The organism is Psychrobacter sp. P11G3, assembly GCF_001435845.1.
In the GTDB taxonomy this organism is placed as follows: Bacteria; Pseudomonadota; Gammaproteobacteria; order Pseudomonadales; family Moraxellaceae; genus Psychrobacter.
Genome location: NZ_CM003596.1, coordinates 1,159,711 through 1,173,688, shown reverse-complemented (window position 1 = coordinate 1,173,688; position 13,978 = coordinate 1,159,711). Strand labels below are relative to the sequence as shown.

The following is a 13,978-nucleotide window of genomic DNA, read 5'->3' as shown; positions in this document are numbered from 1 at the left end:
GATAAACGTTGCGAGTTTGTTTACGATGACAACCTTCACTATTAACATTAGGCTTTCATGATTGATGCGAATGACATTCCAAGTAGTCAGCTAATTTTGTATGCTGATGACGGCTACGACAGTCATGTGGTACGCCTATTACTTGAAGAAAAAAAGCTCGCTTACTATTTGTCTCGCTTACATTCTGAGCGCCCTGAAGATTTGACTGAGCTAAACCCCTATCATACCTTGCCTGTATTACAGCAGCGTGAGATTGCGCTTTATGAGATTAATGTCATTTTTGAGTACCTTGAAGAGCGTTATCACACAAATAAATTGCTCCCTGAGACACCGCAAGAGCGTGCACAGTTTCGCCAATTGGCTTGGCGCATTCAACGTGATTGGTTAGTACTAGGCAAGCGCTTGCTGACACATCCAGATAGCTTTAATAAAGCACAAGCTGCCATTGCCAAAAAACAGCTCAGTGACTCGTTGATCACTCTGTCACCGCTGTTCGCTCATAAGCCTTATTTTATGGCTGATGAGTTTGGCTGGTGTGACGTGTTATTAGCACCATTATTATGGCGATTAGATGAGATGGGTATTGAGCTGCCACGTGCCATTAGCCGTCCATTGTTTGAATACCAGACGAGAGTGTTTGAACGCAGTAGCTTCCAAAAAAGTGTGCGTTGATTAGACAAGTATCAAAAGCTGTCCTAAAATAAAGTATAAATAAGATAAACGTTAATTAGGATTTGTCATTTGATAAATTGCTAAACGAGATATTTTTCAATTATTAAAAATTATTAGTATAGGAAATCATTAGATGAGCGAAACTACCTCTATTACACCTACCCGCCCTTATATGGTACGCGCACTATATCAATGGATAGAAGACAACGCTCTGACACCATACTTGATGGTCGATGCTACCGCTGACAATGTGCAAATACCAACCGAACATGTGCAAGACGGTCGTATCGTATTAAATATCGCCAGCCGTGCTACGGGTAACATGAGTATGGAAAATGACTATATTCATTTTAGTGCGCGCTTCGGTGGTGTATCACAAGAAATCTGGGTACCGCTTACTGCGGTGATGGGGATTTATGCTAAAGAGAACTCGCAAGGGATGTTCTTTGATCCAAAAGAGTATGACAACTATCAGCCAGAAGACGACTCAGCGCCAATGTCTAACAACAGCGCTATTAAAACCCCTAAACCAAAGCGCGATAATAAAGCAGGTTTAAAGGTCTTAAAGTAAAAAGCCTTGAAATAAATAGAACCTTAAACCAATTCTATTTAACACAATAAAAAAGCTAGCCATATTTAATATGACTAGCTTTTTTATTAACTATTTAAAGGCTTATTAACTTTCTATAACTGATAAGCTTTTAAATGGACGCTTACTGATTAGGTTCTTGGCAGTGTCACACCGCGTTGACCTTGGTATTTGCCACCGCGGTCTTTGTAGCTGGTCTCACAGACATCATCAGCATCGCTTTGGAAAAACAACATTTGCGCCACACCTTCGCCAGCGTAAATACGTGCTGGTAGATTGGTCGTATTACTAAACTCTAAAGTAACGTGCCCTTCCCACTCAGGCTCAAGCGGCGTTACGTTGACAATAATACCGCAGCGCGCGTAAGTTGACTTACCTAGGCAAATAGTCAATACATCACGTGGAATACGGAAGTACTCCATAGTACGTGCTAAAGCAAACGAGTTAGGTGGAATGATGCACTCATCACCAACGATATCGATAAAGCTTTTATCATCGAAGTTTTTGGGATCAACGACCACTGAGTGTACGTTGGTGAATACTTTAAACTCAGGGGCACAGCGCACGTCATAACCATAGCTTGAGGTGCCGTAGCTCACCAAACGCTCGCCTGCATCGTTGAAGCGCACTTGACCCGCCTCAAATGGTTCAATCATGCCATGCTCTTCGGCCATTTTACGAATCCAGCGGTCAGACTTGATAGACATTGTTGTTCCTTAGCAAATATTTAATAGCGACGATTATACGGAATTGACGGCTGAATTTATAGCGTGATGGCTGTTTTATCCTACATTGGTTTTAGACTAGCTAAGCAACCAGCACCCTATTCAATCATTAGATACTAGAAAATCCGCTTATCATCGACAGGCTTTGCAAATTTATTGATATTGGTTTCGATATTTTTGGCAATATCTAGATAATATTGTGCAAACTCATCATCAGCTAAGACGCTTGGCACACCTTTATCCACTTGTGCACGAATGCCACTGGCAAGTGGTAGCTGACCCAATAGTGGTACCTGATATTGCTCAGCGATAAACTCACCGCCACCCGTACCAAAAATAGCTTCAGTATGATTACAGTTACTACAAGTGTGTAGCGCCATATTTTCAACGACACCAAGCACAGGGATATTGGTTTTGTTAAACATCTCGATGCCTTTTTGAGCATCAAGTAGTGCAACATGCTGCGGCGTTGTGACAACAACAGCGCCCGTGACTGGTATGCGCTGTGCCAAGGTCAGCTGTATATCTCCTGTACCTGGCGGCATATCTATCACTAAATAATCTAGCTGCGGCCAGTTGGTTTGATTATAAAGTTGCATCAATGCACCCGTTGCCTTCGGTCCACGCCATGCAACAGGGGTATTATCTCCATCAAGCAAGCTACCGATAGAGAGCATTGCCATACCATGCGCATCGACCGGTACGAATTGCTCGTTTTCTAGTTGCGGCTTCACATCAGCAACGCCTAGCATCGTTGGCATACTAGGACCATAGATATCGGCATCTAGCACACCAACTCGATTGCCAAGCTTCTGTAGTGCTAAGGCGATATTGACCGTGGTGGTCGATTTACCAACACCGCCTTTACCTGATGCCACAACAATAATATGACGGATACGAGGATGCGCGGCCAACGATGCTTGCGTAGGTGCAGCTTTCGTAATCGGTGGCTCAGCGTTAGTGTTACTAGCATTGTTATTAGCGCCAGATGAAGGCTGAGACTCCATCGCATTGGTTGTCTTTGGCATCTGCTTTGGTAAGCTTGAACCTGAACCTTTTTCTGGCGCAGGCAGACGCACATTCATATGAATCGTGGTAATACCATGCGGATGTAGCAACTGCCCAAGCTCCTGCTGGATAACTTCAAGGTTACTATCTTTTGGCAAACGCAGGTCTAACGTAAGTGCTTCGCCATCACGCTCAAGCCCTGTGACCATCGTGGCAATACTGACAGCACCTATTTCATATCCAAGTAGGACTTTGTCAACGGCGCTATCACGCTCTGCCTGCTGCTGAGGCGTTTCGGTTTTTGTGGTTTTTTTCTTCATAAAGTTAAACATAGCTACTATTATGGCCTATACAAGTGGGTAGATCTGGCAAATTGCTCAAGCCGTCTCGTTGCGCATATTACAACCGATAACGTTAATGAGTATATTAGCCAAACCTTCTATCGTGACAGTGTAGCTGAATTGGACTCATAAAAAAACCACAACGCCAGTAGGTCTGAGGTTGTGGTATATGCAAATTGTACATATATTAATTCATAAACCAACCATGACTGGCAACGATAGATTGTCCAGTGAATACATTGGTTGGGAAAGCCGCCAAAAATAGTGCCAATTGGGCAATGTCTTCTACTGTCGTAAACTCTTTATCTACGGTATTGACCAGCATAATATCGTTAATAACCGACTCTTCACTGATGCCCTTTTCAGCTGCTTGCTCTGGGATTTGTTTTTCGACCAACGGCGTTTTGACAAACCCTGGGCAAATCACATGCGAGCGTACTTTGTGCGCTGCACCTTCTTTGGCCAATACACGGCACAGTCCTAGTAGTCCATGCTTAGCAGTCACGTAAGGGGCTTTATACAATGAAGCTTCATGTGAGTGCGCAGAGCCCATATAAATAACTGTGCCGCCCTTATCACCTTTATACATGTGCTTAATCGCAGCTTTGGTGGTCAAAAAAGCGCCATCTAAGTGGATATTAAGCATTTTTTTCCAATCGCTGAAGGCCATTTTATCAATAGGGTCAATGATCTGAATACCAGCATTAGAGACCAGAATATCAATACTACCAAAGGTATCAACTAGCTGCTGTACACCATCGTTTACCGCCTCTTCTGAGGTAACATCCATGGCAATCGCGAGAGCACGTCCACCAGCAGATTCAATCGCATCAACGGTTTTCTGTGCTGCTTCAAGGTTGATATCGGCAATACCAACCGCTGCGCCTGCTTTTGCATAAGTTTCAGCGATGTCACGTCCGATACCACTTGCAGAGCCAGTGACCAATGCTACTTTGCCTGTCAAATCTTGTTCTAATTGGGTCGCCATACATATTCCTTATCATGATCTAAAATATTATTAGTTTTTATGAAATTGAACTGAACAAATACGCCACTATAATCATAGTGGCGTATTTATTTGCGGGATAAAACATATTAATCTTAGGACAGTCACTTTACTGTACAAAGTTTACTGAATAATACTTACTGGTGTTTTTTCTTGTAGTTCGTCAAAGCTCACACCATCTGCTAATTCAACCAGTTTTAGGCCTTCATCAGTAACGTCTAATACAGCAAGCTCAGTGATGATACGATCAACCACGCCTTTACCCGTCAATGGTAGCTCACAGTTTGCCAAGATTTTTGGATCGCCGTGCTTATTTACCTGCTCCATCAATACAATCACACGCTGTACGCCTGCGACCAAATCCATCGCCCCGCCCATACCTTTGACCATCTTTTTGGGAATCATCCAGTTGGCAAGGTCGCCTTTTTCTGACACTTCCATTGCACCCAATATGGCCAAGTTGACATGACCACCACGAATCATTGAGAAAGACTCTGAGCTACTAAAATAGCTAGCACCAGCTTCTGCGGTTACTGTTTGCTTGCCAGCGTTAATCAAGTCCGCATCAACGTTTTCTGCTGTAGGGAACTCACCAATACCTAGCAGGCCATTCTCTGATTGTAGCCATACGTCCACGCCTTCAGGAATGTAGTTGGCGACCAACGTTGGGAGACCGATGCCTAGGTTCACATAGTAGCCATCTTGTAGCTCTTTTGCAGCGCGTTGCGCCATTTGCTCTCTTGTCCATGCCATGCTGATTTCCTTATTTTTTGCGATATTCTATTTTTATTCATTTAGACAGCCAATTATTTAATCAATTGGCTGTCTAAACTATTATCAATCTAAAGTTAACTATTGATTTCACGTACGATCAAGCGTCGACCACGTTTCTATTTACGCGCCTTCTACAGCTTTAGTCGTGGTCTTTTCGATACGTTTTTCAGGGCTAGCATTCAATACAATACGCTGAACGAAGATACCTGGTAGATGCACTTCGTCTGGATCAAACGTACCGGTTTCGACGATTTCTTCGACTTCAACAATTGTGATTTTACCGGCCATCGCGCAGTCTGGGTTAAAGTTACGAGCGGTTTTATTAAAGATTAGGTTGCCCGCTTTGTCAGCTTTTTGCGCTTTAATTAGAGCGACATCCGCGCGTAAGGAATGCTCTAGCACATAAGTACGACCATCAAAATCACGAGTTTCTTTACCTTCAGCAACTAATGTACCTACGCCTGTTGCGGTATAAAACGCAGGAATACCAGCGCCGCCTGAGCGCAGCTTTTCAGCCAATGTCCCTTGCGGCGTCAATTCAACCTCTAGCTCGCCTGCCAAATATTGGCGCTCAAATTCTTTGTTTTCACCCACATATGACGAAATCATTTTTTTGATTTGGCGTGTCTGTAGCAATAGCCCTAGACCGAAGTCATCGACACCGGCGTTGTTACTGATACAAGTCAGCTCTTTAACTTTGCTGTCACGCAGCGCTTCGATTAATGCTTCTGGAATACCGCATAGTCCGAAGCCACCGATCGCGAGCGTTTGCCCATCACTGACGACGCCTTTTAGCGCTTCTTCGGCACTGTTATATACTTTTGACTGACTCATGCTTGTCTCCTATGACTGTTATTTATATTTTTAATCCGTGCATAAACTAATGCTGAATTAAGTGTCTCAATTATCCGTTTGATTGTTATAAAAATTAAGAACTAATAGCGAAAATGAACCACGCTAATTTTTCTTTTGCGCGTTATAACCTTGTATAGTCAATTCAATTTAAAAATAGTACAAGGCAACCGAGTGTAGATGTATATTAAATACTTCAAGCGAGGTTAACGCAGTAATATTTTTACAGTGGAATGACTATACCAATAGCCAAAACACACTCATGATAATAGCACCCGATACTGCCAGTACGATCAAGCAGTAGCCCATGATAGCGCGTGCATCCAAACCTGCGATACCTAGTAATGGCAAGGCCCAAAACGGCTGAATCATATTGGTCCATGCGTCACCCCATGCTATCGCCATCGCAGTAATGGCTGGACTAACACCTAGCTCAATACCAGCAGGAATCATAACAGGGCCCTGTACCGCAAACTGTCCACCGCCCGACGGTACAAAGACGTTGACCAAGCCAGCACTTAAAAAGGCAAAAATCGGAAAGCTGTCTGCAGAAGCTGAATTGACAAAAAACTCGGTCACTTGCGTACTGATAGAGATGCCATCTGCATTTGCACCTGTCATGATGCCCATGATACCGCCGTAGAACGGGAACAATAGCACAATACCTGTGATGCCACCTATCCCTGAGTGTACGGCGCGATAATAACGCTCTAGCGTGCCATGCGATAGCAAACCTATGAATAAGAATAGCCCAATGACGATGTTTAGCCCTAGATTAAAACCGTTACTACCAAACTCGCTGATATAGTACATCAGTGCTAAGGCCAATAAGATGACAGCGATAATACGGCTATCATCTAGCTTTTGTGCAGGCGTGTCTCTTTGGGGTGCGACGTAGAGCTCTTCTTTGATCAGTTTAGGATCAATAACCGTAGGGTTTTTAGGATGCATAAAGCGATTGACGAGTGGCAAAATAACGATGAGCAAACCTACTAGCAGCATGTTGTAGCCTGCAAATACCGTTTGAGACAAAGGTACCGCTTCCGTCATAGTGTTGCCTGACAACGTCAGGAGCGTATCACCACCCGAGCTAAGTGTCAGCGGTATCGAACCTGAAAAGCCACCATGCCAAATTACAAAACCTGAATAGGCGGCAGCGACCAATAGCGGATAGTCGACGTTAGCGACTTTTCTGGCCAGTGCCTTTGCAAAGATTGCCCCGATGATTAAACCAAAGCCCCAGTTTATCCATGAGCCAACTAGTCCAACCAAGGTTGATACGATAATGGCAGTCGTAGGAGAGTGGACTCTACTAGCAAGACTGTCCAATAAGCGCTGAATAAATGGAGCGCTAGCAAATGCATAACCCGTCACTAAGACCAACGCCATTTGCATGGCAAAGCTATGCAGTGACCATAGTCCGTTGCCCCAGTGCCCAGCCATAGCAATCATGTTTTGACCAGTAGTAGCCAGTCCTACAGCAAACGCGATAAGAGTCAAAACGATCGAAAATACGAATGGGGATGGTAGATAGCGATTGACTAACTGCACGCTCATATTAGTGATGGCACTAAACATATTCACATTCCTTGTAAATTTAATGTTTGGTTTTAAGAATTGTTATTAGCGCCTTGTTGAACGCTTATCAGATCTAAGTGCGGTTATTGCCACCACATCTGATATAGGGCAGGCATTATATTTTATATTGGTATTCATAACAATACATTCTATCTCGCTATATCATGCGTGAAACACTTGTGCTAACTTAACATATTATTTTCGTAGCGACTAGAAAATAACCATCAGCGCATGTGAGTCAACGCTGTGCAGGAGTTAAATTGTCGAAATATTAGTGACTATGAGTGTATAAGTCTAGATTTATGTTTGATAAAACAGACGAAATAGGCTTATTTTGATTAATTTTATTGACCTATATCGACAAGCACGGCATACTCGCTGCCTTATTTTTTTTGCCAAGGAGGGCCGTCATGTTTAGTACACTTGCTATTGTCATTACCCTATTATTACTCATGTTCTTTGCTTATCGCGGTTATTCTGTGCTGATCCTAGCACCCATTATGGCGACACTAGCAGTCTTACTGTCAGGTGACTTCTTAAGCACCATTCCCGCTTATACCGATGTCTTTATGGGCGCGTTGAGTGGATTCTTACTTAAATTCTTCCCGATATTCTTGCTAGGCGCACTATTTGGACGCCTAATGGCAGACTCTGGCGCAGCAACTGCCATTGCCAATACGGTCGTCGAAAAACTCGGTGCTAGCAAAGCCATCCTTGCGGTGATTTTGGTCTGTGCTATTTTGACCTATGGCGGCGTATCGTTGTTCGTTGTGGCTTTTGCCATCTATCCAATTGCCAAAGACTTGTTTAGAGCGGCAGATATTCCAAAGCGTTTGATTCCAGCAGCGATTGCCCTAGGGTCATTTACGTTTACGATGACTGCACTGCCAGGCACGCCAGCTATCCAAAACGCTATTCCAATTCCTTACTACAACACCAACGTATTTGCCGCGCCTATTTTGGGTATCATCGGTGGTACGATCACGTTTGTCTGTGGTTGGATGTGGCTTCAGTCACGCGCCAGAAAAGCTAATGCAGCAGGCGAAGGTTATGGTCAGCATGACGAAGAAGATGTAGGCGGCGTTGGCGCAACGGCAAAAGAAGCTGAGGTATTAAACACTCACCACACTTCTTTTACCATTGCGATGATTCCACTTGTATTGGTCATTGGCTTAAACGCTATATTGACCTATATGGTTTTCCCATCGATAGATTTCAGCAGTCTACAAACTCAGTTCCCAGACTTGAATGTCGCAGGCTCCCTTGGGTTATGGTCAATTATTATCTCATTGGTCGTGGCTTGTGTGGTGTTAATTTTGCTCCGTATCGGACATTGGAATAACCTACAAAAAACCATTAACCGTGGTACTTATGATTCTATGTTGCCGATTTTTAATACCGCATCAGAAGTGGGTTACGGCGCGGTTATCGCGTCGCTCGCAGGCTTCCTGATCATTCGTGATAGCATCCTAAACTTAAACCCTGACAACCCTCTGATCTCAGAAGCAGTCGCTATGACTACGCTTGCTGGTATCACAGGTTCATCGTCTGGCGGTTTGAGTATTGCGCTGTCGACATTAGGTGAAGATTATCTAAGAATGGCGGTCAATGCCGGTATCGACCCTGAGCTAATGCACCGCGTAGCCGTCATGGCGGCAGGTGGTCTCGATACGCTTCCGCACAGTGGCGCTGTCATCACCTTGCTAGCGATTTGTGGTTTGACCCATAAGCAGTCTTATTTGAACTTGGCGATGGTTACGATGGTCATCCCATTGATCGCTGTGGTTGCTGTTATTATTTTAGGTACGATGTTTGGTTCATTTTAAGGTAGCTTAGTCATTCGTTAGTACTAACGACTGCTATCTAAGCGAATAATGGACAAATAAAAAACCCACTTAGCATACTGTTTGGTGGGTTTTTTATGGTTGATTGATACCTAATCTATAACGACCAAATTCAATGTAGGGCTATTGTTTGTGGTTAATAAATGCCTGCCAAATGAGAAGTAATTACCAAGGAATATCACAAAATTATCTGAATTACGGTATCATAGGCGCACTTTTTGATTTTTTATTATTTTTAGAAGTTTTTAGCATTAACGATGTCGCATCTATGAGCGATGAGCCGCTTGAGATGTTCGATAATTAACCCGTTTATATAAAAATATAGGTGATGAAAGTGCGTGAGATTCTAGTAACCAGTGCGCTGCCCTACGCCAATGGCTATATCCATTTGGGGCATCTTGTAGAATATATTCAGACTGACATTTGGGTACGTGCGATGAAAGCGCAAGGCCATCAGGTCACCTATGTCTGCGCGGATGATGCACACGGTACGGCAATCATGCTCAAAGCAGAAGCCAACGGCGTAACACCAGAAGAGCAAATTGCCTCAGTCAAAGCCTCACATGAAGCAGATTTTTCAAAGTTCCTGATCAATTTTGATAATTATCACAGCACCCATTCAGAAGAAAACCAGCAGTTCTCTGAGCTGATTTATCGTCGTCTCAATGATGCTGGTCATATCAGCACAAAAGACGTCGAGCAGCTATTTGATCCTGAAAAGCAACTATTTCTAGCCGATCGTTTTGTCAAAGGTACTTGTCCAGAGTGTGACTCACCAGACCAGTACGGTGATAACTGCGAAGTATGCGGTACCACTTATGACGCAACGGACCTAAAAGACCCGCATTCGACATTGTCTGATGCAACGCCAGTGCTCAAAACCTCTAAGCATTATTTCTTTGATTTGCCAGAGTTTGAGCAGTTCTTACAGGACTGGACGCGCAGTGACAACCGTCTACAAACATCAGTCGCTAACAAACTTCAAGAATGGTTTGAGGCAGGACTTGCCAGCTGGGATATCTCGCGTGATGCACCCTATTTCGGCTTCCAAATTCCAGATACTCCAAGCGATGAGCCAGACAAATACTTTTACGTATGGCTAGATGCACCAGTTGGCTACATGGCAAGCTTTAAAAACCTATGTGATAAGCGTGCAGGGACAGACCAAGCACTTGACTTTGACCGCTACTGGGCACAAGAAAACGAGCATAAAACTGAGGTTTATCACTTTATCGGCAAAGACATCGTTTACTTCCATGCCTTGTTTTGGCCAGCCATGCTAGCTGGTAGCGAATACCGTACACCGACTGGTGTTTTTGCCCATGGCTTCTTGATGGTCAATGGCGAAAAAATGAGTAAGTCACGCGGTACTTTTATCAAGGCCGAGACTTACGCAGAGCATTTACATCCTGAATACCTGCGTTATTACTTCGCCAGCAAACTGTCTGATAAAGTTGAAGACATCAACTTAGATTTAGAAGACTTTATGCAGAAGGTAAACTCTGACTTGGTTGGTAAAGTCGTCAATATCGCCAGTCGTAGTGCAGGGTTCTTGGTTAAGAAGTACGACGGTATGCTGTCAGAAGTTTGCGTCGAGTCAGAGCTATTAGAAGACATCACCAAAACGGGCGATGAGATTGCAGCTGCTTATGAGAATCGTGAATTCTCACGTGCTATGCGTTTAATCATGCAATGTGCGGACAAGGCCAATGAATATATCGATGCCAAAAAACCATGGTCATTAGCAAAATTGGAAGGTACTGAGCAAGAGGTTCAAGACGTCTGCTCGGTCGCTATCAATATTTTCCGTCAATTGATGGTCTATCTTGCGCCAGTATTACCTGAGCTGACTAATAATGCTAAAGAATTTTTGAACCTTGATGATTTAAGTTTTGCCAGTCGTAATGAGTGGTTACTAGGTCATAAAATCAATAAGTTCAAACCACTGATGCAACGTATCGAAGAAAAAGATATTGAAGCAATGGTAGAAGATTCTAAAGCATCCTTAACTCAAGCAGATGCTCCTGCTGTGCCTGACAATAGCAAGCCTGCCGCAAACGAAAAAGCACCTGCAATAAATGCAGATGCTGAGCAAACTGACTATATTGGTATCGAAGACTTTGCCAAAGTCGAGATGAAAGTCGCACACGTTTTAGAGTGTAACCATGTAGAAGGTGCTGATAAGTTACTACAGTTCACGCTAGATGTTGGTGAAGACAAGCCACGTAACGTATTTAGCGGTATTCGTAAGTTCTATGAGCCTGAGCAATTGATTAATAAGAAGGTTATTTGCGTGACCAACCTTGCCCCGCGCAAGATGAAATTTGGCGTATCAGAAGGCATGGTATTGTCAACTGGCGAACCAAAGACAGGCTTAACTGTCGTTACCTTACCGGATGCTTGTGTTGTTGGTGACGTACTGGCATAACGGTTATTTTTAGGATTAAAAAATGAAAAAGATGCCCTAAGTGGCATCTTTTTTTATGGTTGATTTAGCAAATAACTAAAAACCAAGCCGTAACTTATCTGCTCAAAATATCGATAATCTGCAATGTATCATTGATCACCGTCACAATATTATTCTCTGGCGTACGAATACGAACATAACGGTCATCATAACGGTCTAAAACGACAGAACGGTCATAATCCCTTCTATCAATCTTGCCGACTACTCTATAACCGTATCTATCAAGATCACGCTTGAACGAAGCATTCGGGCTAGCATTGCGATAAGCGTTGATACTTGGGTGGGCGTTGCCGCTATGCTTATAGTTTTTACTGATATGGGCAGAGTTGCCTTTGCTATTACCATGTCCATTACCGTGCCCGTTTCCATGACCATCTTTTGCCATAGCAGGCAATCCAATCAAAGAAGTGGCGGTGATACCGGCGATGGTTAATAATTTAAGATTAGCTGTGTTCATAATATTATCCTTAAAATAGTCATTCGAAAAAGTTAGATAAGTTATAGCACTATTTCATATCCACTATGGCAGCACAATGTCATCAAAATGACTGGATTATCTTTAGAATTATCATGTTTCTCGTATAAAAATTAGCTTACGTTAATTATGAAGTGAGTACGTAATAGATGCGTTGCTAGGATGTAAGCGTTTTGCATATGGTTTGAGCAAACAAAAGTACCCTAGCGGCATCCGTTATATTCAGATCTACATAAGAGCTCCAATACATCACGCGTCTTAATAAGATAAAAAGAAGTGATGATTTTTTTATTATCCATCACCATGACCGCTACACATTAATTTCTTATTGCGATAACTTACATTACTGTCATAATATGAACATAATAATCGATGGAACGATTACTTTATTTAATTGTTAGCCTGCTATCTCAGCATCAACATAGCATTGACTTGGCTAATCTGCATTCTTCAATATCATGGCAAAAAACCAAAGTACACCAAACAGATGAGTAAAATGACTACTATATAAATTAGTAGGCTCAGTCAGTCTGGCCGTATTTACTTAGTTTTTGCGATTGATATAACCTATGAGTTAACCTAATAATGACTATCGCTTCTACTCTACGCTTAAGCTTATATGGCGTTGCTCTTAGTGCCATTAGCACACTTGGACTAATCGGCTGCTCAAACTCCTCTACCGAGACCGCAGCGACTGCTGAAAATAGCACGGCTACAGACAAACCTGCCAAATCAATTGCCATTACTCAAATCGTTGAGCATCCATCATTAGATGATATGCGCCGCGGTATTATTGATGAGTTGGCTGATAACGGTTATGTCGAAGGTCAAAACCTAACTGTTAACTTTCAAAGTGCGCAAGGAAACACAGCGACCGCAGGACAGATTGCCAAGCAATTTGCAGGAGACAATCCTGATGCGATCGTAGCAATCTCAACACCTTCTGCGCAGTCAGTGGTAGCCGCGACCACCACTATCCCTATTATCTACACTGCTGTGTCAGATCCGCTAGGTGCCAAACTCATCACAGCAGATGGCAAGCCTTTTCAAAGCAATTTGACTGGACTATCAAGCCAACTACCGCTAGAGCCGCAGTTGGATTTGTTACAGCAGATAAAACCTGACTTAAAGACCATCGGTTATGTCTATAGCCCAGGTGAGGCAAACTCAGTATCATTGCGTGAGAACCTAAAACAAGCTTTGCCAGCAAGAGGTCTGTCCCTATTAGACATTCCTGCCAACCGTCCAACGGATATCGGTATGGCGACGCGCAGTTTGCAAGGACGTGCAGATATCATCTATACCTCATTTGACAACAATGTTGCCTCTGCCTTTGAGGCCATGACCCAAGCAGCAAATGAGCTAAAGTTACCGATTATCGCGTCTGATGAATTCAGTGTAAAACGCGGTGCGACTGCTGCGCTTGGTGTTAATGACTATGATTTTGGTCGTACCACTGGCAAGATGGTATATCGCGTATTAAACGGCGAAGCGGTCAATACTATCAAACCTGAAGTCATGAATGATCTGACTTTATATGTCAGTCCTAAGCACGCCAAAACACAAGGTGTCAGCTTGTCAGCAGAGTTACTAAAAAACGCCATCAATGTTGATATTGATGCCGAAACCAAATAAAAAGTAGTAAGC

At 43.2% G+C, this 13,978-nt stretch carries 12 protein-coding genes; 5 read left to right on the top strand and 7 right to left on the bottom strand.

Features of this window, described 5'->3' with window-relative positions; genetic code table 11:
• The first annotated feature begins 57 nt into the window (after positions 1-57).
• On the top strand, positions 58-672 hold the full coding sequence (locus AK824_RS04865) for a glutathione S-transferase N-terminal domain-containing protein (protein ID WP_057759299.1): 615 nt from the start codon (positions 58-60) through the stop codon (positions 670-672).
• A gap of 133 nt (positions 673-805) precedes the next feature.
• Positions 806-1,243, top strand: coding sequence for a ClpXP protease specificity-enhancing factor (locus AK824_RS04860; protein ID WP_057759297.1), 438 nt, complete (start codon positions 806-808; stop codon positions 1,241-1,243).
• Between the two features lie 149 nt (positions 1,244-1,392).
• On the opposite strand, the gene dcd is transcribed toward AK824_RS04860, so the two are convergent.
• From dcd to AK824_RS04830, 6 genes are all read right to left on the bottom strand, one after another.
• Positions 1,393-1,968: a dCTP deaminase gene (dcd, locus tag AK824_RS04855; protein ID WP_057759295.1), complete on the bottom strand. Its 576-nt coding sequence runs from the start codon at positions 1,966-1,968 to the stop codon at positions 1,393-1,395.
• A 134-nt stretch (positions 1,969-2,102) separates the two neighbouring features.
• Entirely contained in the window at positions 2,103-3,326 is a 1,224-nt protein-coding gene (gene apbC, locus AK824_RS04850) for an iron-sulfur cluster carrier protein ApbC (protein ID WP_057759293.1), read from the bottom strand.
• A gap of 196 nt (positions 3,327-3,522) precedes the next feature.
• Entirely contained in the window at positions 3,523-4,323 is an 801-nt protein-coding gene (locus tag AK824_RS04845; RefSeq protein ID WP_057759291.1) for a 3-hydroxybutyrate dehydrogenase, read from the bottom strand.
• Positions 4,324-4,464: 141 nt separating this feature from the next.
• Positions 4,465-5,094 (bottom strand): 3-oxoacid CoA-transferase subunit B, encoded by a 630-nt coding sequence (locus AK824_RS04840; protein WP_057759289.1) that lies wholly within the window; start codon positions 5,092-5,094, stop codon positions 4,465-4,467.
• A gap of 141 nt (positions 5,095-5,235) precedes the next feature.
• A complete protein-coding gene (locus AK824_RS04835) occupies positions 5,236-5,949 on the bottom strand; it encodes a CoA transferase subunit A (RefSeq protein ID WP_057759287.1) in 714 nt (237 codons plus the stop codon).
• A gap of 255 nt (positions 5,950-6,204) precedes the next feature.
• Complete coding sequence (locus AK824_RS04830; protein ID WP_057759285.1) at positions 6,205-7,545, bottom strand: short-chain fatty acid transporter; 1,341 nt, start codon at positions 7,543-7,545, stop codon at positions 6,205-6,207.
• 410 nt (positions 7,546-7,955) lie between these two features.
• On the opposite strand from AK824_RS04830, the gene AK824_RS04825 reads away from it, so the two are divergent.
• Together AK824_RS04825 and metG are read left to right on the top strand one after the other, a co-directional pair.
• Positions 7,956-9,371, top strand: a complete 1,416-nt coding sequence (locus AK824_RS04825) for a GntP family permease (RefSeq protein ID WP_057759283.1) — start codon at positions 7,956-7,958, stop codon at positions 9,369-9,371.
• A 346-nt stretch (positions 9,372-9,717) separates the two neighbouring features.
• Positions 9,718-11,817: a methionine--tRNA ligase gene (gene metG, locus AK824_RS04820; protein ID WP_057759281.1), complete on the top strand. Its 2,100-nt coding sequence runs from the start codon at positions 9,718-9,720 to the stop codon at positions 11,815-11,817.
• A 94-nt stretch (positions 11,818-11,911) separates the two neighbouring features.
• Here the strand turns inward: metG and AK824_RS04815 are convergent, their stop codons facing one another.
• Positions 11,912-12,313, bottom strand: a complete 402-nt coding sequence (locus AK824_RS04815; RefSeq protein WP_057759279.1) for a hypothetical protein — start codon at positions 12,311-12,313, stop codon at positions 11,912-11,914.
• A 603-nt stretch (positions 12,314-12,916) separates the two neighbouring features.
• On the opposite strand from AK824_RS04815, the gene AK824_RS04810 reads away from it, so the two are divergent.
• Entirely contained in the window at positions 12,917-13,966 is a 1,050-nt protein-coding gene (locus AK824_RS04810; protein ID WP_057759277.1) for an ABC transporter substrate-binding protein, read from the top strand.
• Positions 13,967-13,978: the final 12 nt, after the last annotated feature.

Bases quoted from the DNA above. Each gene is read 5' to 3' on its own strand.
- AK824_RS04865 (WP_057759299.1), top strand. From the start codon at position 58: ATGATTGATGCGAATGACATTCCAAGTAGTCAGCTAATTTTGTATGCT.
- AK824_RS04860 (WP_057759297.1), top strand. From the start codon at position 806: ATGAGCGAAACTACCTCTATTACACCTACCCGCCCTTATATGGTACGC.
- dcd (WP_057759295.1), bottom strand. From the start codon at position 1,968: ATGTCTATCAAGTCTGACCGCTGGATTCGTAAAATGGCCGAAGAGCAT.
- apbC (WP_057759293.1), bottom strand. From the start codon at position 3,326: ATGTTTAACTTTATGAAGAAAAAAACCACAAAAACCGAAACGCCTCAG.
- AK824_RS04845 (WP_057759291.1), bottom strand. From the start codon at position 4,323: ATGGCGACCCAATTAGAACAAGATTTGACAGGCAAAGTAGCATTGGTC.
- AK824_RS04840 (WP_057759289.1), bottom strand. From the start codon at position 5,094: ATGGCATGGACAAGAGAGCAAATGGCGCAACGCGCTGCAAAAGAGCTA.
- AK824_RS04835 (WP_057759287.1), bottom strand. From the start codon at position 5,949: ATGAGTCAGTCAAAAGTATATAACAGTGCCGAAGAAGCGCTAAAAGGC.
- AK824_RS04830 (WP_057759285.1), bottom strand. From the start codon at position 7,545: ATGTTTAGTGCCATCACTAATATGAGCGTGCAGTTAGTCAATCGCTAT.
- AK824_RS04825 (WP_057759283.1), top strand. From the start codon at position 7,956: ATGTTTAGTACACTTGCTATTGTCATTACCCTATTATTACTCATGTTC.
- metG (WP_057759281.1), top strand. From the start codon at position 9,718: ATGAAAGTGCGTGAGATTCTAGTAACCAGTGCGCTGCCCTACGCCAAT.
- AK824_RS04815 (WP_057759279.1), bottom strand. From the start codon at position 12,313: ATGAACACAGCTAATCTTAAATTATTAACCATCGCCGGTATCACCGCC.
- AK824_RS04810 (WP_057759277.1), top strand. From the start codon at position 12,917: ATGACTATCGCTTCTACTCTACGCTTAAGCTTATATGGCGTTGCTCTT.